The following is a 22,658-nucleotide window of genomic DNA, read 5'->3' as shown; positions in this document are numbered from 1 at the left end:
ACCGGCGTGGTGCTCGACCCTGGAATCAGGTCAGCGCGCAGAGCTTGTAGACAAGTCTACGACCTCGCGAGCGGCGGTGGCGACGTCCTCGTTCACGATGAGGTGGTCGAACTCGTTCTGCGCCGCCAGCTCGACCTTCGCGGTCCGCAGCCGGCGTGCTCGCTCCTCGGCGTCCTCGGTGCCACGGCCGACCAGTCGGTGCACCAGCTCGTCCCAGCTCGGCGGCAGGAGGAAGATGAGGGTCGCCGAGGGCTCGGCCTCGCGCACCTGACGCGCGCCCTGCAGGTCGATCTCCAGCAGCACGGTCTTCCCCTCGGCCAGGGCGGCGTCGATGGGAGCGCGCGGGGTGCCGTAGCGCGAGCGGTTGTGCACGACCGCGTATTCCAGCAGCTCGCCGTCGGCGATCAGGCGGTCGAACTCGGCGTCGTCCACGAAGTAGTAATGCACGCCGTCGATCTCGCCCGGGCGTGGCGGTCGGGTGGTCGCCGAGACGGACAGATGGATTTCGGGGTTGTTCTCGCGGATGTGCGCGGCGACGGTCCCCTTGCCCACCGCCGTGGGGCCAGCGAGGACGAGCAGTCGGCTGCGCGCCCCGCGGGGGGCGGGTACGGGGAACCGGTCGTCCAGCCACTCCTCCAGCACCCGGCGCTGCCGGGCGCCCAGCCCCCCGAGCCGCTTGACCGGCGAGATGTGGAGCTGCTCCAGCACGCGGTCGCGCTTCCCCGCGCCGATCGCCGGGAGGGCCAGGAGGAAGTCGGTGATGCGCATGGAGCCCTCGACCGAGTCCGGGTCGTCGGTCGCGCGATGCAGCACGGCCTGCGGAGTGACGACGCGCATCGTCAGATCCCGCTTGAGCGAGGCCCTGGCACGTCGTCTCTCGACCGCACGGCGGGCGGCGGCGGCCCTGTCGACCTCGGGGACGGTGCGGCGTTCCTCAGCCACGGCTGACCTCTCGATACTGGGCGGCACGGTCGGCGATCGTCTCGGCGAGGGCCGCCGGGCCCGCGGAGAGGAGGCTGCGGCTCTCGCTCGCGATCACCGAGGCGGCCTGGGGGCCGAAGCGGCGGGCGAGATCCGCGGGAGTGGCGCCCTGCGCGCCGAAGCCGGGGGCGAGGATCGGGGCGACGGGCGCGAACGGCACGAGGCCGGCATCCGCCGCGTCCACGGTGGCGCCGATGACGAAGCCGAAGCTCCCCCACTCCCCCTCGGGCGTCGCGGCGGCGTTCCGGCGCGACACCTCGGCGACCACGGCCGCGGACACGGTCTCGCCGTCCGCGGTCGTCGCGCGCTGCAGCACGGTCGCCTCGGGGTTGCTGGTCGCCGCGAGGACGAAGAGCCCCTTGCCGTGCTCCTCGGCCAGGGCGAACGCGCCCTCCAGCGCACCGACGCCGAGGTACGGGTTCACCGTCAGGGCGTCCGCCTCCAGCGGCGCACCGGCGGGCAGCCAGGCCTGAGCGTAATCGGCCATCGTCGATCCGATGTCCCCGCGCTTGGCATCGGCGATCACGAGCAGTCCGGCCGCCCGCGCGGCGGCGAGCACGTCCTCCAGCGCGGCGAACCCGGCGGCGCCGTACCGCTCGAAGAACGACACCTGCGGCTTCACGACACCGACGCGACCGGCGGCCGCCTCGACGGTACGGAGCCCGAACTCCCGGACTCCGGCGGCGTCGGCGGTCAGCCCCCACGCCGCCAGCAGAGCGGCGTGGGGGTCGATGCCGACACAGAGCGGACCGTGCGCCTCCAGAGCGGCGCGGGCTCGCCCGCCGAAGCGTTCCGTCATACCGCGGCCATCCGGTCCTGGGCGTACTCCTGCAGGCTCTTGACCTGGAAGCCCTCGTGCGCGGCGTCCATCCCGCTCACCGCCGCGCCGAGCACGGCGATGGTCGTGAAGAGCGCCTTGTCCGCGGCGACGGCGGCGGCGCGGATCTCGTAGCCGTCCGCGCGAGCGGCACCACCGGACGGGGTGTTCACGACGATGTCGATCTCCCCGTCGTTGATGAGGTCGACGATGTTCCGGGCTCCGCTCTCCTGGGTCTCGCTGTACTTCTCGACCACCGTGACGGCGATGCCGTTGCGGGACAGGATCTCCGCCGTGCCCTCGGTCGCCACGATCGTGAAGCCGAGCTGCTGGAGGCGGTGCGCCGGGAGGATGACCGCGCGCTTGTCGGAGTCGGCGACCGAGATGAACACGGTGCCCGAGGTCGGCATGCCGCCGTAGGCCGCGGCCTGCGACTTCGCGAACGCGGTCGGGAAGTCGCGGTCGATGCCCATGACCTCGCCGGTCGAACGCATCTCCGGGCCGAGGACCGAGTCGACCGTCTTGCCGTCGGCGGTGCGGAACCGCTTGAAGGGCAGCACGGCCTCCTTGACCGAGACCGGGGCGTCCAGGGGGACGCGCGAGCCGTCCTGCGCGGGCAGCATCCCCTCGGCGCGGAGCTCGGCGATCGTGGAGCCGGCCATGATGCGGCTGGCGGCCTTCGCCATCGGGATGCCCAGCGCCTTGGAGACGAAGGGCACCGTGCGGCTCGCCCGGGGGTTGGCCTCGATGACGTAGAGCACGCCGGCGCTGATCGCGAACTGCACGTTCAGCAGACCGCGCACGCCCACGCCCTGTGCGATGGCGAGGGTGGCCTCGCGGACGCGGTCCACGTCGCTGCGGCCGAGCGAGACCGGCGGCAGCGTGCAGCTCGAGTCGCCGGAGTGGATGCCGGCCTCCTCCAGGTGCTCCATGACGCCGCCGATGAAGAGGTCGGTGCCGTCGTACAGGGCGTCCACATCGAGCTCGATCGCGTCGTCGAGGAAGCGGTCGACCAGGAGCGGCTTGCCCTCCTCGATCACGACCTCGCCGGCGGTCCGCACGAAGTAGTCACGCAGCGCGTCCGTGCCGTAGACGATCTCCATGCCGCGACCGCCGAGCACGAAGCTCGGGCGCACGAGCACCGGGTAGCCGATCTCCTCGGCGATGCGCACCGCGCCCTCCACGTCGATCGCCGTGCCGTTACGCGGCGCGAGGAGCCCGGCCTCGTCGAGCAGGCGCGAGAACAGCTCGCGCTCCTCGGCCAGGTCGATGGCCTCCGGGCTCGTGCCCAGGACCGTGTAGCCGGCCGCCTCGATGCCCTTCGCGAGCCCGAGCGGGGTCTGCCCGCCGAGCTGGCAGACGACGCCGAGGATGGTGCCGCTCGCGGCCTCCGCGTCCAGCACCTCGAGCACGTCCTCGAGCGTCAGCGGCTCGAAGTACAGCCGGTCGGACGTGTCGTAGTCGGTCGACACGGTCTCCGGGTTGCAGTTGATCATCACGGTCTCGAAGCCCGCGTCGGACAGCGCGAACGAGGCGTGCACGCAGGAGTAGTCGAACTCGACGCCCTGACCGATGCGGTTCGGGCCCGAACCGATGATGACGACCTTGGTGCGCTCGGACGGCGCGACCTCGGTCTCGGCGTCATAGCTCGAGTAGTGGTACGGCGTCAGCGCGGGGAACTCCCCTGCGCAGGTGTCGACCGTCTTGTACACGGGGCGGATGCCGAGGCCGTGGCGCACGCCGCGGATCTCGGCCTCGCTCTCGCCGCGGAGCTGCGCGATCTGCGCGTCGGAGAAGCCGTGCTCCTTGGCGTAGCGCAGCGTCGCGTCATCCAGCTCGCCGGCGGTGCGGACGACATCGGCGACCTCGTTGATGAGGACGATCTGGTCGAGGAACCAGGGGTCGATGGCCGTGGCCTCGAACGCCTGCTCGACGGTCGCGCCCTTGCGCAGCGCCTGCTGCAGGGTGACGATCCGGCCGTCGGTCGGGGTCTTCGCGATCTCGAGCAGTTCCTCGACGGTGCGCGGCTCCTCGCCCCAGTGGAAGCTGGAGCCCCGCTTCTCGAGCGACCGCAGCGCCTTCTGCAGTGCGGTGGCGTAGTTGCGGCCGATGGCCATCGCCTCGCCGACGGACTTCATGGTCGTGGTGAGGGTCGCGTCGGCGGCCGGGAACTTCTCGAACGCGAAGCGCGGGACCTTGACGACGACGTAGTCGAGCGTCGGCTCGAAGCTCGCCGGGGTCACGCCGGTGATGTCGTTCGGGATCTCGTCGAGGCGGTAGCCGAGGGCGAGCTTGGCCGCGAGCTTGGCGATCGGGAAGCCGGTGGCCTTCGAGGCCAGGGCGCTCGACCGGGAGACGCGCGGGTTCATCTCGATGACGATGATGCGCCCATTCTCGGGGTTGACCGCGAACTGGATGTTGCAGCCACCGGTGTCCACGCCCACGGCGCGGATGATGTCGATGCCGATGTCGCGGAGCTTCTGGTACTCCCGGTCCGTCAGGGTCAGCGCCGGCGCCACCGTGATCGAGTCGCCGGTGTGCACGCCGACCGGGTCGACGTTCTCGATGGAGCAGACGACCACCGTGTTGTCGGCGGTGTCGCGCATGAGCTCGAGCTCGTACTCCTTCCAGCCGAGGATCGACTCCTCCAGGAGCACCTCGGTCGTCGGGGAGTCGCGCAGGCCGGCGCCGCCGATACGGCGCAGGTCCTCCTCGTCGTAGGCAAACCCGGAGCCCAGGCCGCCCATCGTGAAGGACGGGCGCACCACCAGCGGGTAGCCGAGCTGCTCGGCCCCGGCGAGGAGGTCGTCCATGGTGTGGGCGATGACGCTCTTGGCGACGTCCGCGCCCGCCTCGAGGACGAGCTCCTTGAAGACCTGACGGTCCTCGCCCTTCTTGATGGCGTCCACCTTCGCGCCGATGAGCTCGACGTCGTACTTCTCGAGGATCCCCTGCTCGTGCAGCGCCATCGCGGCGTTGAGCGCCGTCTGACCGCCGAGCGTCGGCAGGATCGCGTCGGGCTTCTCCTTCGCAATGATCGTCTCGATCACCGCAGGGGTGATCGGCTCGATGTACGTCGCGTCGGCGAAGTCAGGGTCGGTCATGATCGTCGCGGGGTTGGAGTTGACGAGGATGACCCGGACGCCCTCCTCACGGAGGACGCGGCACGCCTGGGTGCCGGAGTAGTCGAACTCGCAGGCCTGGCCGATGACGATCGGGCCGGAGCCGATGACGAGGACGGAGCGGATGTCGTCGCGCTTGGGCATTACTTTGCATCTCCCTGGGTGGGTCCCTGAGCGGGTCGAAGGGTCGCGATGACCATGTCGCGGAAGCGGTCGAAGAGGTAGTTGGCGTCGTGCGGTCCGGCCGCGGCCTCGGGGTGGTACTGCACCGAGAACGCGGGGATGTCGAGGGCGCGCAGGCCCTCCACGACGTTGTCGTTGAGGCCGACGTGGCTGACCTCGACCTTGCCGTAGCCGTGCGGGCTGTCGAAGGAGCCCTCCAGGGGCGCCTCGACGGCGAAGCCGTGGTTGTGCGCGGTGATCTCGACCTTGCCCGTCTGCTTGTCCAGCACGGGCTGGTTGATGCCGCGGTGGCCGAACGGCAGCTTGTACGTGCCGAGACCCAGGGCCCGACCGAGGAGCTGGTTGCCGAAGCAGATCCCGAAGAAGGGCAGCCCGTCGTCGAGGACCGCGCGCAGCAGTTCGACGTGGTCGCCCGACGCCGCGGGGTCGCCGGGACCGTTCGAGTAGAAGACGGCGACCGGCTCGATCGCCCGGATCTCGTCGATGCCCACGTCCTGCGGGAGGACGTGCACGTCGAAGCCGCGGGCCGCGAGGTTGTCGATCGTCGCCTGCTTCACACCGAGGTCGAGCACGGCGAGGTTGCCGATGCGCTCCCCCACCGCCGGGGTGACGGTCGCGCTATGGACGGACACCTGCGCGGAGAGGTTGAGGCCGGTCATCTCCGGGGCCTCGCGGACGATGCGCAGCTGCTCCTCCGGGTCGAGCTCCGCCTCCGCACCCGAGAAGATGCCGCCCCGCATGGAGCCGGCCGAGCGGATGTGGCGGGTGACCGCGCGCGTGTCGATGCCGCTGATGCCGACGATGCCGTCCTCGACGAGGACGTCGTCGAGAGAGGCGTTCGCCCGCCAGTTCGAGACGACGCGCGAGGGGTCGCGCACGATGTAGCCGGCGACCCAGATGCGGCGGGACTCGGTGTCCTCGTCATTCATGCCGGTGTTGCCGATGTGCGGGGCGGTCTGCAGGACGATCTGCCCGGCGTAGGACGGGTCGGTGATGGTCTCCTGGTATCCCGACATGCCGGTGGCGAACACGACCTCGCCGAGGGTGCGCCCGCGCGCGCCGTACGCGCGTCCGCGGTGTCGGGTGCCGTCCTCCAGGACGAGGACGGCGGGGTCGGGAAGGCGGGCCGCAGAGGCCTGCGGGGAGGAAGTCGAGAGGGTCATGACGAGGCTCCTGTGTCAGGGGCGGCGGGGATGAGCCGCTGCAGGTCGGAGATGAGGGTCGGGAGGTCGCCGCCGGTGAGGCGCACATAGCTGTCGACGACGGTCGTGTCGTCGACGCGCCACGAGATGCGCGCGAGCCCGCCGGGCTCGACGACGCGATCGATCGTGACGGTCGCGCGATCGACGGAGACGAGGCGGTCGGCGGCGAGGAAGACGGTGGGGGCACCGTCCAGGGCCAGCGCGATGCCGCGATCGGTCACAGCCAGCTCGCCGCGTGCGCGGAACGCCAGCGGGGTGATCGCGAGCCGTTCGAGGGGCTGCTCGTGCCGGGTGGTGGACACGTAGAGCACCTCGTCACGGCGCGTCACCTCCGCGTGCTCCGGCACCCCGAGCGGGGCCGTGTACGCGGCATCGCGCCGCACTCGTCGTCGCCAGGCGAACAGCATGGAGAGCAGGATCAGCAGCGCGACGGCGATGATGATCGCGACCGCGAGGTCCCGTGCGCTCATGCGCCGAGCTCCTCGACGACGGCGCCGCCGTCGACCGTGAGGACGCCGCCGTGCACCGTGTACTCCACGCGCCCGGGCAGTGCGCGGCCCAGGTAGGGCGAGTTCACGCTGCGCCCGTGCAGGTCCGCGGCGGTGAACACGCCGTCGACCGCGGGGTCGTACAGCGTGATGTGCGCGGGCTGCCCGGCAGTGAGCGGCGTGCCGTGGCCGGAGAGCCGTCCGATGCGGGCGGGCGTCGCGCTCATGACGCGGGCGACATCGGCCCAGCCGATCAGGCCGGTCTGCACCATCGACTGGTGCACGACCCGCAGGGCGCTCTCCAGACCGACCATGCCGTTCGCGGCGGCCTGCCACTCGCACGCCTTGTGCTCGCTGGGGTGCGGTGCGTGGTCGGTCGCGACGATGTCGATCGTGCCGTCGGCAAGGCCCTCCCGGACCGCGAGGACGTCCTCTTCGCGGCGCAGCGGCGGGTTGACCTTGAACCGCGCGTCGTAGCCGCGGACGAGTTCGTCCGTGAGCAGCAGGTGGTGCGGCGTGACCTCCGCCGTCACGTTGACACCGCGCTTCTTGGCCCAGCGGATGATGTCGACGGAGCCGGCCGTCGACAGGTGGCACACGTGCAGTCGCGAGCCGACGTGCTCGGCGAGGAGCACATCGCGGGCGATGATCGACTCCTCGGCGACCGCCGGCCATCCGGCCAGCCCGAGCTCGGCCGAGACGGTGCCCTCGTTCATCTGGGCGCCCTCGGTGAGTCGCGGGTCCTGCGCATGCTGGGCGATGACGCCGTCGAAGGACTTCACGTACTCCAGAGCCCGGCGCATGATCAGCGGGTCCCACACGCAGAAGCCGTCGTCGCTGAAGACCCGAACCTGGGCACGGGAGGTGGCCATGGCGCCCAGCTCGGCGAGGCGCTCGCCCTTCTGCCCCACGGTGACGGCGCCGATCGGCTGCACGGTCGCGTAGCCGGCCGCCTCGCCGAGGGCGAGCTCCTGCTCGACCACGCCCGCCGTGTCGGCGACCGGGGAGGTGTTCGGCATCGCGAACACGGCGGTGAACCCGCCCGCGGCGGCCGCTCTGGTGCCGGTGAGGATCGTCTCAGAGGCCTCGAACCCCGGCTCGCGCAGGTGGGTGTGCAGGTCGACGAGGCCCGGCAGCGCGACCAGGCCCGCGGCGTCGATCACCCGCGCGCCGGTGCGGGTGAGCCCCGTCCCGACCTCGGCGATGACGCCTTCCTCGATCATGATGTCGGCGCCGTCCGCGTCGAGCAGCTGTGCACCGGTGATGACGAGGGTCTCGCTCACAGGTCTCCCCCTCGTTCGTCGTCTCGTTCCCCTGCCAGCAGCAGGTACAGCACCGCCATGCGCACGGAGACCCCGTTCGACACCTGTTCCAGCACCGTCGAACGGGGGGAATCGGCAGCTTCGGAGGAGATCTCCAGTCCCCGGTTCATGGGTCCGGGGTGCAGGACAATGCTACCGCCCGGCAGAGCCGCCACGCGCCGTGCGTCCAGGCCCCACCGGCGCGAATACTCCCGCTCAGTCGGGAAATACGCCGCGTTCATGCGCTCGAGCTGGATGCGCAGCATCATCACGGCGTCCGGCCCCTCCGCGAGGGCTTCGTCCAGGTCGTAGACCACGCGGACCGGCCACAGGGACACGTTCTGTGGAACCAGGGTCGGCGGCGACACGAGCGTGACCTCGGCGCCGAGCGTGGTGAGCAGCCAGACGTTGGAGCGCGCCACCCGCGAATGCAGCACGTCACCGACGATCGTCACCCGGAGACCGGAGAGGTCGCGTCCGCGACTGTCCACGCCGAAGCGACGCTTGCGGATGGTGAAGGCGTCGAGGAGCGCCTGGGTGGGGTGCTCGTGGGTGCCGTCGCCCGCGTTGACGACGCCGGCGGAGATCCAGCCGCTCGTCGCCAGGGTCTGCGGCGCCCCGGAGCCGGGGTGCCGCACGACGACCGCGTCGGCACCGATGGCCTCGAGCGTCTGCGCGGTGTCCTTCAGGCTCTCGCCCTTGGAGACGCTGGAACCCTTGGCGGCGAAGTTGATGACGTCGGCGGACAGGCGCTTCGCGGCGGCCTCGAACGAGATGCGGGTGCGCGTCGAGTCCTCGAAGAAGAGGTTCACGACGGTCTTCCCGCGGAGCGTGGGAAGCTTCTTGACCTCGCGGGACTGCGTGTCGGCCATGTCCTCCGCGACATCGAGGATGCGCAGGGCGGTCGCTCTGTCGAGCGTGCGGGTGTCGAGGAGATGCCTCATTCGCCGATCGTCACCTCCTCGGCGCCGTCGTTCTCGAACAGACGCACGTTGACGCGCTCGGTGCGCGCGGAGGGGATGTTCTTGCCCACGAAGTCCGGGCGGATGGGAAGCTCCCGGTGTCCGCGGTCGATGAGGATCGCGAGCCGCACGACGGCGGGACGGCCGATCGACTGGAGGGCGTCGAGCGCGGCGCGGATGCTCCGGCCGGAGAACAGAACGTCGTCGACGAGGACGACCGTCTTCCCGTCGATGCCGCCCGCGGGGATCTCCGTCGGCTGCGGCGATCGCGTCGGGTGCTTGGCGAGGTCGTCGCGGAAGAGCGTCACGTCGAGGGAACCGACGGGGACGGAGACCTGGGCGATCTCGCTGATCAGGACGGCGAGCCGGTGACCCAGCGTGACACCGCGGGTCGGGATGCCCAGCAGGACGAGGTCGTCGGCCCCGCGATTGGACTCGAGGATCTCGTGCGCGATCCGGGTCAGCGCTCGTGAGATGTCGGCTTGGTGCAACACAGTGCGCACACCCATCAGCCGCTCCCTTCTCCGCCTCACAGGACGGTGTTAAAGGTTGCTTGTGATCTCAGTCTATCGGAGGGATCAGACGCCTACGACCTCGACACCGCGCTCTCTGGCGACCGTCGCGAGACGACGGTCGAAGGTCGCCAGCGTCGCGCCGAACGCCTCCGCTGTGACGAGTACCGCGCAGTCCGGGAGCTTCAGGGAGGTCGCGGCGCGGAGCCGCGCGATATGGACCGGTTCGTCGACCGTCTCCTCCCGACGCAGCAGCCCGAGGGAGTCGATCTTGGCGAGATCGGCGAGCTCTGTGCCCATCCGCGCCGGATGCACGAGCGTCTCCGCGAGGGTGATCGGGTGGATCAGAAGGTCTTCCTCGGTATCGAGGATGTCGAACGCCGCCTCCTGGTGGACATCGTCGGTGGAAAGGTGCGCGATGAGGACACCGGCGTCCACGACGATCACTCCGGCCAGTCCTTCCGAAGAGCGTCGAGATACCCCGGTGGATAGGCGATCGATCCCCGCGTCGCCTCGAGCGCCGCCCGCCGGGTCGCGCGCCGGTGGGATCCTCGCTCTGCGAGCCGCTCCGCCCCCAGCACCGCGAGCCTCGCCACCTGCTCCGACTTCGGCAGTCCTGGCCACTCGCTTTCCGCGAGTTCCAGCGCCTCGCGCAGCGCGGCGGTCTGCGTCACCTGGATGCGGGTCAGAGCGGTCGGCATCGCCTCACTGTACCACCGGCTGCACTCGGTGGTACAGGCGCAGATCAGCTCGCCTCGCGGAGCACCGGATCCGTCACGTCGTCGATCTTCGAGGAGCGGATCGGGTGGCCGCTCGTGGAGAGGCAGCGTCCGGTCTTCAGGTCCCACTTCCAGTCGTGCATGCTGCACGTGAGGATGCCGTCCTCGTCGACCTTCCCGGTCTTGGTGAGGTCGGCGCGCAGGTGCGGGCAGCGGCGCTGGACGACCCAGTCGCCGATCTCCGCGTCCTCGGTCTGGTCGGTCTGCTCCTGGTACCAGTTCTCGACGTACTCGATCCGGTCGACCGAGAGGCACTTCAGGAACGTGGTGAGGAACTCGTTGAACTTGCCGCTGCGGCCGACCGAGAACTGCATCGACAGGAAGATCGAGTTCGACCAGTCGATCTCGTGGTCGCGGATGTTCGTCGAGACGAGGTCGGCCGGGATCGTGTACCAGTACACGCACTCCTCCCCCGCGTACTCGCGGACCTTGGCGCGCGGGAAGTCGACCACCATGTCCAGCTCCCCGATGCGGAAGCGGACGTGCCCGCCGACCCCGAGGCGGATGGTGCGCGACTTCTTCAGCAGCGGCTCCCACCACTCCTTGATCGCGGCCAGCATCTCGTCGGGCGGGATGATCTCGGCGCGCGAGGCCTCCTCGTCGCGGATCTCCTGCTGGCGGGTCGCGCGCTGCTCCTCCAGGTACTCCCACTTCTCGTCGAAGATGTGGGTGAGCTCGGCCTCGGTGTAGAGCGTCTGCTCGGTGGTCACCGCACCACCGTCGATCGTGACGAGCGTGCCGGGGACGAAGAGCTGCCCGTCGTACTTCGGGGCCAGCTCCTTCATGTGCGCGATGAACTGCTTCTGGTCCGTAAAGATGGACTCGCCGTTGCGGCCCATCCCGTTGAAGTCGAAGAGGTCGTCGCGGAGGAACATGGGCGGGCCCGCCATAGGGAAGACGTGCGGAGCGTCGACCTTCTCGATGTAGTACATCGCGCGCTTGTTCTGCGCCTCGCGCTTGAGTCGGGCGAAGTTCTGCTTCGCATCCAGCGGGAGGTCGTAGACCATGGGCCACCAGATCGCTCCGGAGACCTGCGTGAAGTAGGCGTCGGGCTTCCCGAAGTGCAGCAGCTTGTCGAGATCGAGCGGGTGCGAGTCGTTCTGGTTCAGCATCGAGCCGGTGCCGTCGTCCACGCTGAGCGACGAGTCGCCGATCGGGCCGTCGCTCGGCGCGCGCAGCGGGGTGATCATCATCTTGAGCGCCCCGCGCTCGATGACCTCGCCGGCGGGCGCGTAGGTGATGTTCGTGTAGCCGAGCGCCCGGATGTCCTGCTCCAGGTCGTCGATCGGATACTCCGGCAGGAGCACCTCGATGTCCTTGCGGATGTACCGCTCCAGCAGCGCCGGGTCGAAGTGGTCGCGGTGCCGGTGCGAGATGTAGAGGAAGTCGGCTTCACGACCGTAGCGCTCCCAGTCGAGGGCACGGTTGTCCGGGAACGGGAACCAGGACCCGAAGAAGGACGGGCCGAGCACCGGGTCGCAGATGATGTTGCCGCCCACCGTCTCGATGAACATGCCGGCATGGCCGAGTCCCGTGATCCGCATTGCATTCCTCTCGAAGATGAACCGTTCGATTGTACCGACGGCTCCCTGAGCACCCGGCGGGACGGGCCGGGGAAAACGGTCTAGTCGTCGAAGAGACCGCGGATGTCGTCGGCGGTGAGCGCCTGCGCGAAGAGCGCGTCGTCGTCGAGCACGGCGGTGAACAGCCGCGCCTTACGGCGTTGCAGCGCGAGGACCTTCTCCTCGATCGTGCCGGTGGCGATCATGCGGTAGACGAACACCTGGCTGCGCTGGCCGATGCGGTGCGTGCGGTCGACGGCCTGGGCCTCGGCGGCGGGGTTCCACCACGGGTCGAGGAGGAAGACGTAGTCGGCCTCGGTCAGCGTGAGCCCGAACCCGCCGGCCTTCAGGCTGATGAGGAAGACGGGCTGCTCCCCCTCCGCGAAGTCCGCGACCACCTGCTCGCGATGACGCGTCGAGCCGTCGAGGTGCGCGTACGGGATGCCGGCGGCGTCCAGACGCGCGGCCGCCATGTCGAGGAAGGACGTGAACTGGCTGAACACGAGCGCGCGGTGCCCCTCCGCCTGCAGCTCGACGATCCGCTCCAGGAGCTCGTCAAGCTTGCGGGAGCCGAGGCGCGCGTCGGCCGGGTCGATCAGCGCCGGAGCGAGACTCAGCATCCGCAGCAGCGTCAGGGAGCGGAACACGATGAAGCGGTTGCGGTCGAGATCCTCCAGCAGGCCGAGCACCTTCTGCCGCTCCCGCTGCAGCACCGTCTCGTAGAGCTCGCGATGCCCGGCGCTCAGCTCGATCTCCAGCACCTGCTCCTGCTTCGGCGGGAGGTCCGGGGCGACGAGTTCCTTGGTGCGGCGGAGCACGAGCGGGCGGATCCGTCGTCGGAGCTGCGCGAGGCGGCGCTGCCGATACGGTCCGCCCTCCGCGTCCTCCGGCACCTTCCCCTGCTCGATCGGCTGGATGTAGTGCTCGCGGAACTTCCGCGCGGAAGCGAACAGGCCGGGTGCCGTGAGCTTCAGCAGCGCCCAGAGCTCCTCGAGGCTGTTCTCCAGCGGCGTGCCCGTGACAGCGATGGTGACGTCGGCGGGGAAGCGCGCGACGGCACGATGCAGCTTCGTCGCCGGATTCTTCACGAACTGGGCCTCGTCGAGGATCAGGCCGGCCCAGGTAACGCTCGCGAACCCCTCTTCGTCGAGTCGGGCGACGGCGTAGGTGGTCAGGACCACATCGGCCTCGCGAGCCACGGCGGCCACCGCAGGCCCGGCGGTGGAGTCCCGGGTGATCACGCGGAGACCCGGAGCGAACCGCGCCGCCTCGGTGCGCCAGGTGGCCAGCACGGACGTCGGGACCACGACGAGGAACGGACGTCCCTCCCCCGCCGCACGGGCATGCAGGATGAGCGCAAGCAGCTGGACCGTCTTCCCGAGACCCATGTCGTCGGCGAGGATGCCGCCGAGCCGATGCGACCAGAGGAACGCGAGCCAGTCCAGCCCCTCCTTCTGGTACGGCCGCAACTGTGCGGTGAGTCCCGGAGGGAGGGGCACCGCCGGCACCGCGGTGGCGCTGCGCAGTCCGTCGGCGCTGGCCCGCCAGCTCACCGCGGGAAGGGCCTCGTCCGCCAGATCCTCGAACTCCTCCCACAGATCCGTCTGATGACGGCTGATCCGCGGGCCCGTCTCCCACTCGTCCAGATCCCCGGCCTCGTCGAGGAGGTCGCGCAGGCGGTCGAGCGCCGGGTGGTTCAGGGAGAAGTAGCTGCCGTCGACGAGCAGGAGCTTTCGCCGGCCCGCGCTCAGCGCCGTGAACAGCGGCTCGAAGGGGATGTTCCGCCCGTCGATGCGGACGATCACGCCGAGGTCGAACCAGTCCGGGTCGGTGCTCTCCATGGTCGAGACCGTGATCTCCGGCTCCCCGGCGAGCTCGCGATACGTCTTGCGGCGGCCCGACACCTCCACCTCGACGCCCTCCGCCTCCACGGCGGGGACGACGCGGGTCATGAACTCCGCGGCCCCCACGTCGTGGAACGCCCCCGCGGGGGCGAACGCGACGCCGTGGTCCTGCCAGACGCTCCGGATCCGATGCGTCGCAGAGGCTTCGGCCTCCGGATCGCGCACGGCCTCCGGACCCGGCGTGAACGGCACCCGCCCGAAGCCGCGATAGTCCCACTCGATGGCGTATTCCACAGTGTCGCCGCGACGGAACGCCACCCGGAGCACAGCACGAGGTGGCGGGAGGTCGGGTAGCGCGACGCGGCCGACCGCGCGGACGGGGAGGCGACGCGCGAGGAGCGGATAGGCATCCTGGAGGAAGGCCGTCTCCTCCTCCGCGGGGACGACGAGCGTCCGGGCCCGGAGCAGCGACGGCGCCGGCCCTGCGAGCGGAAGCTCCGCGAGCGTCACCTGCAGGCGCGACCCGCTCTGCGCGACCTCGTACACGCCGGAGCGCCCGAGGGCGCGGATGCTGCCCGGCGGCGTCTCGCGCCCGTCCAGGGTCACGACCGGACGGACGACGAGGCCGCCGTCGTCGTCACGGGACACGGTCGCCGTCAGTTCCGCGGTGTCGGCGAGGACGAGCGTCGTCGACCGCTGCGCCGCCACGAGCGGGATGCCGAGGTCGGTCGCCGACCGCAGATGCCCCCAGAGGAGCCGCGACTCGATCAGGTCGGCGACGAGCCAGTCCCCCGCCGTGCCGGAGAGCAGCGTGTCGCGCGCGATGCTCAGCAGATCGGCGAACCACCGCGACCGTTCCCGACCGTACTGGTCCGGCGCGCGGCGGACCGCGTCCCAGGTGGCGGAGCCGAGCACCCAGGACCCCGTCGCCGCGCTCTGCTCCAGCGGACGGATGCCGAGGAGGATCTCCCCCACACCCTTGGCGACGTCGCGGGGGGTCGCGGTGCGCTGCGGGCGTGATGCCCACGGATTGGCTCCTCGGGCGTCGCGGACGCGCACCTCGAACCCGAGGGCGAGCGGGGTCGCCGCCGCCGGAGCAGTGCCGGCGTCGAACAGGGCACGCCAATCCCGCGCGCCGTCTCCCGGGGTGGCGGAGGCGGGCGGGCGGATCATGACACGATCCTGCCCGCCACCGCCGACACCGCCGCTGCGGCGCTCAGGCCGAGCGGGCGACGCGGGCGAGCACGCCGTGCACGAACGCGCCCGACTCGTCGGTGGAGAACTCCTTCGCGAGCTCCACCGCCTCGTCGATCGCGACCGCGGTCGGCACCTCGTCGTTGTAGAGGATCTCCCACGCGCCGATGCGCAGCAGGGCGCGGTCGACGGCGGGCATCCGCTCGAGCTTCCAGTCGCGGCTGTGGGTCGTGATCTGCTCGTCGATCTCGTCGCGCTGGTCGATGATGCCGTCGACGATCTCGCGGGCGTACAGCCACGACGCCTCGCGTGCCGGCTCGTTCGCCGCGCGCTTCGCCTCGGCGGCGAGGGCCACCGCGACCTCGTCGCCGCGGACGTCGGCGGAGAACAGGATGTCGAGCGCGCGCTTGCGCGCCTTCGTGCGGGCGCTCACGCCTTACTTCTCGCGGCCGAGGTACTCGCCCGTGCGGGTGTCGACCTTGACCTTCGTGCCGGTCTCCAGGAACAGCGGGACCTGGATCTCGTAGCCGGTCTCGAGCGTGGCGGGCTTGGTGCCGGCGGACGAGCGGTCGCCCTGCAGGCCGGGCTCGGTGTAGGTCACCTCGAGGATGACCGACGCCGGGAGGTCGATGTAGAGGGGGTTGCCGTTGTTGAGGGCGATGGTGACCTGCTGGTTCTCGAGCAGGAAATTCTTCGCGTCGCCGACCGTGGCCGCAGGCAGCGTGATCTGGTCGAAGTCGGTCTGATCCATGAACACGAACCCGTCACCGTCGGTGTAGAGGTAGGTGTAGTCCCGGCGGTCGACGTTCTCGATGTCGATCTTCGCGCCGGCGTTGTACGTGCGGTCCACGGTCTTGCCCGAGACGACGTTCTTCAGCTTCGTGCGGACGAACGCGCCGCCCTTGCCGGGCTTGACGTGCTGGAACTCGATGACGCTCCAGAGCTGCCCGTCGATGCTGAGGACGACGCCGTTCTTGATGTCTGCGGTGGATGCCATGTGCGAGGAGTTCCGTTCCTGAGTCCGTGGGGGCCGGGGTCGGCCGACAGTCGATTCTACGGGATGCCCGGCGCGGGCCGTCGCGGGGCACGATAGACGCTCCTCCGCGAGAGCGGAAGCCCCGTGACGATGCCCGTGGCCCCGGGCAGCGTGGACGGACAGGAGGAATCGACATGAGCGAAGACGATCGCGACCAGGACCCGACCAGGATGGCGAATCAGCCGGCGCTGCGGACGTCGTCTGGGGCGGTGTGGCTCATCGTCGCCACGATCTTCACGGCGGTCAGCCTCGTGCCCCTGATCGGGATCGTCCGCAGCGGCGGCGCCGCGGGGACCGTCGGCCTGGTGACCGCGATCGTCCTGGTCCTGGGCCTGGTCGCGATGGTCGTCATCCGCCTCACGGTGTCGAGCGTGCGTCCGCGGCTCCGTGCCCTGGCCGTCTGTTTCCTCGCCATGGCCCTCCTGACGCTCGTGGGCATCACGGTGTGCGTGCTGCTCGTCGGCCTGCCCTGATCCCGCGCGCTCAGAGCTGCGCGACGAGTTCTCGCACCGCTTCGGCGTAGCCCTCCACGCCGCGTCCGATGACACGGACCGCGGCGACGTCGTGCAGGTACGAGTGGTGACGGAACTCCTCACGGGCGTAGACGTCGGAGATGTGGACCTCGGCGAAGGGCAACGCGACGCCGGTGAGCGCGTCGCGCAGGGCGACGGAGGTGTGGGTGAGGCCGCCCGGGTTGATGACGATGCCCGCGCAGTCCGCCCGCGCATCGTGGATCGCGTCGATGAGCACGCCCTCGTGGTTGCTCTGCAGCGCCCGCACCTCGAACCCCAGGGCGGCAGCGGTCTCGGCGGTGATCCGCTCGACGTCGGCGAGGGTCGCGGTGCCGTACACCTCGGGTTCGCGGGTGCCGAGGAGGTTGAGGTTGGGGCCGTTGACGAGCAGCAGTCGACGCGGGGCGCTCATGCGGGCACGCTCCCGGTGTCGACCAGCTCGCGGCGCATGACCCATTCCCGCCCGAAGTTGGCCGTCTCGATCTCCCCCGTCCGGACGAAGCCGCCTCGGCGGTACACGGCCTGCGCCCGGGAGTTGTCCACGTGCACCTCGAGCACGAGCGCGCGGAGGCCGCGATCGCGGGCCCAGGCCGCCGCGGCGTCGAGGAGCGCATCGATGACGCCCGCACCGCGATGCGTGTCCACCACGTAGACCCCGACGACCAGCCCCGCGTCGTGCTGCTCGCGATGCGGGAGCACGGACACGGTCCCGGTCCAGGCGCCGTCGTCGGCGATCGCGACGAACTGCGCCGCGGCGGCGTCGCCCGCGGCATTCGCGGCGCGCTCCTGCCAGAAGCGGTCGGGCTGTGCGGCGGCGTGCTCGACGGTGTCGAGGAAGGCCATCGGTGCGGCCGGGTCGGCGAGGGCCTGCAGCCGCAGCGCCTTGACCTCCCGCCAGTCCTCCGGTGTGATGCGCCGGACGGCGATGCTCATGCGCCGATCTCCTGGTAGGCGGCGAACAGCAGCGATTCGTCCGGCGCCTGGAGCACGGTGGGCTTGGCGATGTCGTCGAGGAGGATGAATCGGAGCATCCCGCCGCGGCTCTTCTTGTCGCGCTGCATCGTGGCGAGCAGCTGCGGCCAGGCGCCGGCGCGGTACGACGTGGGCAGGCCCAGCGACTCGAGGATCGTACGGTGGCGCTCCGCCGCGGCGTCCGACAGCCGCCCCGCGAGCCGGGAGAGCTCCGCGGCGTACAGCATGCCGATCGAGATGGCCGCCCCGTGCCGCCAGCGGTATCGCTCGGCGTGCTCGATCGCGTGGCCGAGCGTGTGGCCGTAGTTCAGGATCTCGCGCTGTCCGGCCTCGCGGAAGTCGTCAGAGACGACCTGCGCCTTCATGTCGATCGCGAGCTCGACCGCCCGGCGGAACTCGTCCGTCGTGGAGTCGACCGCGCGCGCCGGATCGGCCTCGACGATGTCGAGGATCTCCGGCGCCCAGATGAAGCCGGCCTTGACGACCTCCGCGAAGCCGGCCGTGGCCTCGTTGGGGCTCAGGCTGCCCAGTTCGTCGAGGTCGCCGATCACCGCGCGCGGTGCCCAGAAGGAGCCGACGAGGTTCTTGCCCTCCGCGGTGTTGACCCCGGTCTTGCCGCCGACGGCGGCGTCCACGAGACCGAGGACGGTGGTGGGCACCTGGACGATCTGGATGCCGCGCAGCCAGGTCGCCGCGACGAAGCCGGCGAGGTCGGTCACCGCTCCCCCGCCGTAGCCGACCACGGCGTCCGTCCGCGTGAGGTCGGCCTGGCCCATGACCTGCCAGCAGAAGGCGGCGACCTCGATGCGCTTGCCCTGCTCGGCGTCCGGGATCTCGGCGAGCAGCACCTCGCGCGGCCCGTCCGCGGTGTCGGCGAGGAGCCGGTCGCGGAGCTCGGCGGCCCGGGCCGCGAGGGTCGGCGGGTGCACGACGAGGATCTTGCGGACGCCCGGCGCGAGAGCCGCGGACACCTGGTCGAGGATCCCCCGTCCGATCGTGATGTCGTAGGCGTCGTTCCCGGTGACGCTGATGGTCGTCGTGCTCATCGCTGTTCTCTCCTCCATGCCACGATCTCGTCGGCGATGCGCTGCATCGGACGCCGTGAGGTGTCGAACGTGGCCGACGCCACCTCGTCGTACCATCCTCGCCGTTCGGCGAAGATGCGCTTCCACTTCTCGACCGGGTCCTCGCCCGCCAGCAGCGGGCGCGTCCCGCCGCGCAGGCGGTCGGCGACGGCGGCCTCGCTCACGGTGAGGAAGACCACGGGGTGGGCGCGCAACAGCGCGCGCGTCTCCGGATCCGTGACGGCGCCGCCGCCGAGGGAGATCACGCCTCCCTCGGCGAGGGCCTCCCGGACCGCCGCGCGCTCCAGGTCCCGGAAGTGGGCCTCGCCATGCGCGGCGAAGATCTCGGGGATCGGGCCGTGCGCGGCGACGATGCGCTTGTCGGTGTCGACGAAGGCGGCCCCCAGCCGCCGCGCGACCCGTCGCCCGACGCTGGTCTTACCGGCCGCCATCGGTCCGACGAGGACCAGCGTCAGCGGCTCAGCCCCGTTCGTCATGCGCGATGAGCGCCGCCTCGGACGCGGGGGCCGTGCGCAGCTCCGCCGGGATGCCGTCGAGGTACCCCTCCAGGTTGCGGCGCGTCTCGCGGATGCTGTCGCCGCCGAACTTCTCCAGCACGGCGCGGGCCAGTTCGATGGCGACCATGGCCTCCGCGACGACGCCCGCCGCGGGCACCGCACAGACGTCGGAACGCTGGTGGTGCGCGGTCGCCTCGTCGCCGGTCGCGACGTCGATCGTGCGCAGCGCGTGGGGCACGGTCGCGATCGGCTTCATGCCGGCCCGCACGCGCAGCACGGTCCCGGTGGACATGCCGCCCTCGGTGCCGCCGGCGCGGTCCGTGCCGCGGGCGATGCCGTCGGCGGTGGCGAAGAGCTCGTCGTGGGCGGCGGAGCCGCGGCGGCGCGTGGTCTCGAAGCCGTCGCCGACCTCCACGCCCTTGATGGCCTGGATGCTCATGAGCGCCTGGGCCAGCCGGGCGTCCAGGCGGCGATCCCAGTGCACGTGGGAGCCGAGCCCCGGCGGCAGGCCGTACGCGAGGACCTCGACGATGCCGCCGAGGGTGTCGCCGTCCTTCTTGGCGTCGTCCACCTCCGCGACCATGAGCGCCGAGGTCGCGGGGTCGAAGCACCGCAGCGGGTCGGCGTCCAGGGCGTCCACGTCGTCCGGGGTCGGCAGCGCCGCGCCATCCGGCACGCGCACCGGACCGATGGAGAGCGTGTGGCTGACGAGTCGGATGCCGAGCTCGCCGAGGAAGGAGCGGGCGACGGCGCCGAGCGCCACGCGGGCGGCGGTCTCCCGCGCGCTCGCACGCTCGAGGATCGGACGGGCCTCGTCGAAGTCGTACTTCTGCATGCCCACGAGGTCGGCGTGGCCCGGACGGGGCCGGGTCAGCGGGGCGCCACGACCGCGCGAGCGATCGGTGAGCTCCACCGGCTCCGGGTTCATGACCTCGATCCACTTCGGCCACTCGGTGTTGCCGATGCGCAGGGCGATGGGGCTGCCCAGCGTCTTCCCGTGCCGGACGCCGCCGGAGATCGTGAGCTCGTCCTGTTCGAACTTCATCCGGGAGCCGCGTCCATAGCCGAGCTTGCGGCGGGCGAGGTCGGCCTGGATGGCCTCGGACGACACCGGGACGCCGGAGGGCAGACCCTCCATGACGGCGATGAGTTCTGGGCCGTGCGATTCGCCGGCCGTGAGCACGCGGAGCATGTGCTCTAGTCTCCCATGCGTTTCCCCCCGCGCCGTGCCGCGTTTCGTCCGGCGGCGCTCAGAGAGTGGCGCGCATCGCGGCGAGGACGGCCTCCTCGTCCGGCAGCGGCGAGACCGGGTCGCCGTGCAGGAAGATCCGGATCTGCCGCACCGCCTGATGCAGCAGCATCCCGAGCCCGGAGACCACCGGCTGATCGCCCCACTCCGTCGCGAGCGCGGACGGCCACGGGGCATAGGCCGCATCGAAGAGCGTCCCGCCCATTTCGGACAGGCGGGAGGCGACGTCCGGTGGCAGCGCGGTGCCGGAGGGCAACGTCGCCACCGTGAGGTCCGCGTCGCCGTCCACCTCCTCGAACGATCGCGGGGTGACCACGACGCCGCGTCGCTCCCCGATCCCGACGAGCCCCGCGGCGCGCTCCGGCCGACGGGCGGCGACCTCGACCCGTGTCGCCCCTAGATCGGCGAGGGCGACGAGGGCCGAGGCCGCCGTGGCTCCGGCGCCCAGGATCCGCGCCGTCCCGACCTCGCGGATGCCGGCGTCCCCGAGCGCATCGACGATCCCGCCGACGTCGGTGTTGAATCCTGCCGGGGTCTCCGAGAGCAGGAGCGTGTTGACCGCGCCGGTCAGCTCCGCGTGGGCGTCTCGGGTGGCGGCGTATCGGTACGCCTCCTCCTTGAGCGGCATCGTCAGGGACAGGCCGCGCCAGGTGTCGTCGAGGGCGTCGACCGCGTCCGTGAAGCCCTCCGCGCCGACCTGACGGCGCCCGTACTCCCAGTCCAGTCCGAGCACCGCGTAGGCCGCAGCGTGCAGCTCCGGCGACCGTGAGTGCCCGATCGGGTCGCCCCAGACCGCCAGCCGTCTCCGGTTCACCGCGTCAGCAACCGGCGTCGGGGTTCGCGCGGCACCAGTCCCGCCACTTCTCCACGCCCTGCTCGTGCTCCGCGAGGGTCTCCGAGAACTGCGTCTCGCCGGTCTCGAGGTTGACGGTGACGAAGTAGATCCACGGCCCGTCCGCGGGGTGCATCGCGGCATCGATCGCGGCATCGTTCGGGCTCGCGATCGGCGTGGCCGGAAGCCCCTTGTTCACGTAGGTGTTCCACTCGTTGGGGTCTTCCAGAGCCTCGGCCGAGCTCGAGACCACGCCCTCGTGCAGGGAGCCGTACCCGTACTGCGCCGTCGAGTCCATCTGGAGCAGCATGTCGTCGTCGAGGCGGTTCTGGATCACGCGGGACACCTTGGCGAAGTCGTCCGTGCGGCCTTCGCGCTGGATGATCGAGGCGATCGTGAGGATCCGCTGCGCGTCCTCGTCCGGGACGCCGGCGGCGGCGAGCGATTCGCGCGTCCGGTCGACCATGCGCTGGATGACCTGCGTCGCGGTGACCTCGGGGTCGAACGTGTACACCGCGGGGAACAGCCACCCCTCCAGGCTCTGCGCCTGCACCCCGTACGCGGACGGATCGGCGACGGCTGCCTCGAGGTCGGCCAGCGACATCCCGAGAGTCTCCGCCATGGACGGCAGGGCCGATTCGATCGTCCCGCCCTCCGGCATGGAGACGGTGTTCTCGAGCTTGTTCTCCTCGTTGCGGAGCGCGGCGAGGGCATCCTCCGCTGTCATCTTCTTCTGCAGGCGGTAGACGCCGGGATAGAAGGTCACCGCGATGTTCTCGTCGATGAGGTAGTCGTAGAAGACGTCCTCGGTCTTCGTGACGCCGGCTTCGTACAGCGCCGTCGACACGGGGCCGCCCGTGTCGCCCTGCTTGATCGTGACGTACACCTCACCGGTCGCCTGACCGGGCTCCCAGTCCTTCGGCTCCCCCCACCCCATGGCGTCGGCGATGCGGTCGCCGAAGGTGTTGGCGACCCAGACTCCGCCGGCGGCGATGCCGCCGAGGATCACCAGGACGATGATCAGGGCGACGAGGCAGCCCTTGCGGCGCTTCTTCTTGGTCGGCGCGCCGTGATCGCGGCCGTCGTCCTGGGCGGCGAAGATCTCGTCGAGCCCGCCGCCCAGCGCGGGTGCGGGGTCTTCGGTGCCGGTCGACCGGCGCGGCCCCGGAGCGGGGGTCTCATCCGCGCTCGTCGCGGCGACGGGCATCGCGCGGGTCACGACCGGTTCGACGTCTGCGGCATTCGCCTGCGGCCGGTGGTCGGTCACGGCCGCATCCGCGGTGGTCGCCGCCGACGCCGAGACCGGGCGGGCGGGCACATCGGCACCGGGCGCGACCCCGGCGTCCGGAGTGGGCGAGGCGTCCTGCTCGCGTGCCGCGGCCTCCCTGGCCGCGCGGCGGGATCCGGGTGCCGGCGTGTCGTCTCCGGCGGTCGGGACCTGCGGGGACGGAGCGGGGAGGTTCTCGAACAGATCCCCCAACCGGGTGCTCTGCTCGTGCTCGGGCGCACGGCTCTCGCGTTCGGACAT

22 protein-coding genes are annotated in these 22,658 nt (G+C 70.9%); 1 reads left to right on the top strand and 21 read right to left on the bottom strand.

The features are described 5' to 3' along the window. Positions 1-30 precede the first annotated feature (30 nt). The 14 genes from gmk to efp form a co-directional block, all read right to left on the bottom strand. Complete coding sequence (gene gmk, locus KVS71_RS14945; RefSeq protein WP_060922167.1) at positions 31-942, bottom strand: guanylate kinase; 912 nt, start codon at positions 940-942, stop codon at positions 31-33. Beyond that, positions 935-1,780, bottom strand: a complete 846-nt coding sequence (pyrF, locus tag KVS71_RS14940) for an orotidine-5'-phosphate decarboxylase (RefSeq protein ID WP_105949852.1) — start codon at positions 1,778-1,780, stop codon at positions 935-937. Before pyrF ends, gmk begins: the two co-directional genes overlap by 8 nt. Further along, on the bottom strand, positions 1,777-5,064 hold the full coding sequence (carB, locus tag KVS71_RS14935) for a carbamoyl-phosphate synthase large subunit (protein WP_217584915.1): 3,288 nt from the start codon (positions 5,062-5,064) through the stop codon (positions 1,777-1,779). The genes pyrF and carB overlap by 4 nt, the downstream gene beginning before the upstream one ends. Continuing rightward, on the bottom strand, positions 5,064-6,266 hold the full coding sequence (carA, locus tag KVS71_RS14930; RefSeq protein ID WP_217584914.1) for a glutamine-hydrolyzing carbamoyl-phosphate synthase small subunit: 1,203 nt from the start codon (positions 6,264-6,266) through the stop codon (positions 5,064-5,066). The genes carB and carA overlap by 1 nt, the downstream gene beginning before the upstream one ends. Beyond that, the gene (locus KVS71_RS14925) at positions 6,263-6,775 is read right to left on the bottom strand and encodes a hypothetical protein (protein ID WP_060922163.1); all 513 of its coding nucleotides are present in this window, start codon (positions 6,773-6,775) and stop codon (positions 6,263-6,265) included. Before KVS71_RS14925 ends, carA begins: the two co-directional genes overlap by 4 nt. Further along, positions 6,772-8,076 carry a dihydroorotase gene (locus KVS71_RS14920; RefSeq protein WP_217584913.1) on the bottom strand — a complete coding sequence of 435 codons (1,305 nt, stop codon included), beginning with the start codon at positions 8,074-8,076 and terminating at the stop codon, positions 6,772-6,774. Before KVS71_RS14920 ends, KVS71_RS14925 begins: the two co-directional genes overlap by 4 nt. Further along, on the bottom strand, positions 8,073-9,038 hold the full coding sequence (locus KVS71_RS14915) for an aspartate carbamoyltransferase catalytic subunit (RefSeq protein WP_060922161.1): 966 nt from the start codon (positions 9,036-9,038) through the stop codon (positions 8,073-8,075). The genes KVS71_RS14920 and KVS71_RS14915 overlap by 4 nt, the downstream gene beginning before the upstream one ends. Next, a complete protein-coding gene (gene pyrR, locus KVS71_RS14910) occupies positions 9,035-9,565 on the bottom strand; it encodes a bifunctional pyr operon transcriptional regulator/uracil phosphoribosyltransferase PyrR (RefSeq protein ID WP_144881098.1) in 531 nt (176 codons plus the stop codon). The genes KVS71_RS14915 and pyrR overlap by 4 nt, the downstream gene beginning before the upstream one ends. 69 nt (positions 9,566-9,634) lie before the next feature. Next, a complete protein-coding gene (locus KVS71_RS14905) occupies positions 9,635-10,015 on the bottom strand; it encodes a PIN domain-containing protein (RefSeq protein ID WP_060922160.1) in 381 nt (126 codons plus the stop codon). Beyond that, positions 10,012-10,269, bottom strand: coding sequence for a hypothetical protein (locus KVS71_RS14900; RefSeq protein WP_060922159.1), 258 nt, complete (start codon positions 10,267-10,269; stop codon positions 10,012-10,014). Before KVS71_RS14900 ends, KVS71_RS14905 begins: the two co-directional genes overlap by 4 nt. A 44-nt stretch (positions 10,270-10,313) precedes the next feature. Further along, a complete protein-coding gene (locus tag KVS71_RS14895; RefSeq protein WP_217584912.1) occupies positions 10,314-11,891 on the bottom strand; it encodes a Rieske 2Fe-2S domain-containing protein in 1,578 nt (525 codons plus the stop codon). 80 nt (positions 11,892-11,971) lie between these two features. Next, positions 11,972-14,926 carry a DEAD/DEAH box helicase gene (locus KVS71_RS14890; protein ID WP_217584911.1) on the bottom strand — a complete coding sequence of 985 codons (2,955 nt, stop codon included), beginning with the start codon at positions 14,924-14,926 and terminating at the stop codon, positions 11,972-11,974. Between the two features lie 43 nt (positions 14,927-14,969). Further along, on the bottom strand, positions 14,970-15,380 hold the full coding sequence (nusB, locus tag KVS71_RS14885) for a transcription antitermination factor NusB (protein WP_060922157.1): 411 nt from the start codon (positions 15,378-15,380) through the stop codon (positions 14,970-14,972). A 3-nt stretch (positions 15,381-15,383) separates the two neighbouring features. Continuing rightward, complete coding sequence (efp, locus tag KVS71_RS14880; protein WP_025103502.1) at positions 15,384-15,944, bottom strand: elongation factor P; 561 nt, start codon at positions 15,942-15,944, stop codon at positions 15,384-15,386. A gap of 173 nt (positions 15,945-16,117) precedes the next feature. Here efp and KVS71_RS14875 point away from each other — a divergent pair, with 173 nt between their 5' ends. Then, a complete protein-coding gene (locus KVS71_RS14875) occupies positions 16,118-16,456 on the top strand; it encodes a hypothetical protein (protein ID WP_105949859.1) in 339 nt (112 codons plus the stop codon). A 10-nt stretch (positions 16,457-16,466) separates the two neighbouring features. Here KVS71_RS14875 and aroQ read toward each other — a convergent pair whose 3' ends face one another. Genes aroQ through mltG form a run of 7 tightly spaced genes read right to left on the bottom strand, consistent with a single transcriptional unit; the run spans position 16,467 to position 22,658 of the window. Next, positions 16,467-16,907, bottom strand: a complete 441-nt coding sequence (gene aroQ / locus KVS71_RS14870; RefSeq protein WP_060922155.1) for a type II 3-dehydroquinate dehydratase — start codon at positions 16,905-16,907, stop codon at positions 16,467-16,469. Further along, the gene (locus tag KVS71_RS14865) at positions 16,904-17,428 is read right to left on the bottom strand and encodes a GNAT family N-acetyltransferase (protein ID WP_217584910.1); all 525 of its coding nucleotides are present in this window, start codon (positions 17,426-17,428) and stop codon (positions 16,904-16,906) included. Before KVS71_RS14865 ends, aroQ begins: the two co-directional genes overlap by 4 nt. Further along, entirely contained in the window at positions 17,425-18,513 is a 1,089-nt protein-coding gene (gene aroB, locus KVS71_RS14860; protein WP_217584909.1) for a 3-dehydroquinate synthase, read from the bottom strand. Before aroB ends, KVS71_RS14865 begins: the two co-directional genes overlap by 4 nt. Further along, entirely contained in the window at positions 18,510-19,028 is a 519-nt protein-coding gene (locus KVS71_RS14855) for a shikimate kinase (protein ID WP_217584908.1), read from the bottom strand. Before KVS71_RS14855 ends, aroB begins: the two co-directional genes overlap by 4 nt. After that, complete coding sequence (gene aroC, locus KVS71_RS14850; protein WP_025103508.1) at positions 19,012-20,241, bottom strand: chorismate synthase; 1,230 nt, start codon at positions 20,239-20,241, stop codon at positions 19,012-19,014. The genes KVS71_RS14855 and aroC overlap by 17 nt, the downstream gene beginning before the upstream one ends. A gap of 58 nt (positions 20,242-20,299) precedes the next feature. Next, positions 20,300-21,112 carry a shikimate dehydrogenase gene (locus KVS71_RS14845; protein WP_217584907.1) on the bottom strand — a complete coding sequence of 271 codons (813 nt, stop codon included), beginning with the start codon at positions 21,110-21,112 and terminating at the stop codon, positions 20,300-20,302. Between the two features lie 4 nt (positions 21,113-21,116). Next, positions 21,117-22,658 carry an endolytic transglycosylase MltG gene (gene mltG / locus KVS71_RS14840; RefSeq protein WP_217584906.1) on the bottom strand — a complete coding sequence of 514 codons (1,542 nt, stop codon included), beginning with the start codon at positions 22,656-22,658 and terminating at the stop codon, positions 21,117-21,119.

The organism is Microbacterium sp. GbtcB4 (genome assembly GCF_019091465.1).
Classification (GTDB): domain Bacteria; phylum Actinomycetota; class Actinomycetes; order Actinomycetales; family Microbacteriaceae; genus Microbacterium; species Microbacterium paraoxydans.
This window is presented reverse-complemented; position numbering and strand designations above follow the sequence as displayed.

Coding starts and splice junctions, on each gene's coding strand:
- carA (WP_217584914.1), bottom strand. CDS start 6,266: ATGACCCTCTCGACTTCCTCCCCGCAGGCCTCTGCGGCCCGCCTTCCC.
- KVS71_RS14915 (WP_060922161.1), bottom strand. CDS start 9,038: ATGAGGCATCTCCTCGACACCCGCACGCTCGACAGAGCGACCGCCCTG.
- KVS71_RS14855 (WP_217584908.1), bottom strand. CDS start 19,028: ATGACGAACGGGGCTGAGCCGCTGACGCTGGTCCTCGTCGGACCGATG.
- efp (WP_025103502.1), bottom strand. CDS start 15,944: ATGGCATCCACCGCAGACATCAAGAACGGCGTCGTCCTCAGCATCGAC.
- mltG (WP_217584906.1), bottom strand. CDS start 22,658: ATGTCCGAACGCGAGAGCCGTGCGCCCGAGCACGAGCAGAGCACCCGG.
- KVS71_RS14875 (WP_105949859.1), top strand. CDS start 16,118: ATGAGCGAAGACGATCGCGACCAGGACCCGACCAGGATGGCGAATCAG.
- pyrR (WP_144881098.1), bottom strand. CDS start 9,565: ATGGGTGTGCGCACTGTGTTGCACCAAGCCGACATCTCACGAGCGCTG.
- KVS71_RS14890 (WP_217584911.1), bottom strand. CDS start 14,926: ATGATCCGCCCGCCCGCCTCCGCCACCCCGGGAGACGGCGCGCGGGAT.
- aroC (WP_025103508.1), bottom strand. CDS start 20,241: ATGCTCCGCGTGCTCACGGCCGGCGAATCGCACGGCCCAGAACTCATC.
- carB (WP_217584915.1), bottom strand. CDS start 5,064: ATGCCCAAGCGCGACGACATCCGCTCCGTCCTCGTCATCGGCTCCGGC.
- aroB (WP_217584909.1), bottom strand. CDS start 18,513: ATGAGCACGACGACCATCAGCGTCACCGGGAACGACGCCTACGACATC.
- KVS71_RS14925 (WP_060922163.1), bottom strand. CDS start 6,775: ATGAGCGCACGGGACCTCGCGGTCGCGATCATCATCGCCGTCGCGCTG.
- aroQ (WP_060922155.1), bottom strand. CDS start 16,907: ATGAGCGCCCCGCGTCGACTGCTGCTCGTCAACGGCCCCAACCTCAAC.
- KVS71_RS14900 (WP_060922159.1), bottom strand. CDS start 10,269: ATGCCGACCGCTCTGACCCGCATCCAGGTGACGCAGACCGCCGCGCTG.
- KVS71_RS14865 (WP_217584910.1), bottom strand. CDS start 17,428: ATGAGCATCGCCGTCCGGCGCATCACACCGGAGGACTGGCGGGAGGTC.
- KVS71_RS14895 (WP_217584912.1), bottom strand. CDS start 11,891: ATGCGGATCACGGGACTCGGCCATGCCGGCATGTTCATCGAGACGGTG.
- pyrF (WP_105949852.1), bottom strand. CDS start 1,780: ATGACGGAACGCTTCGGCGGGCGAGCCCGCGCCGCTCTGGAGGCGCAC.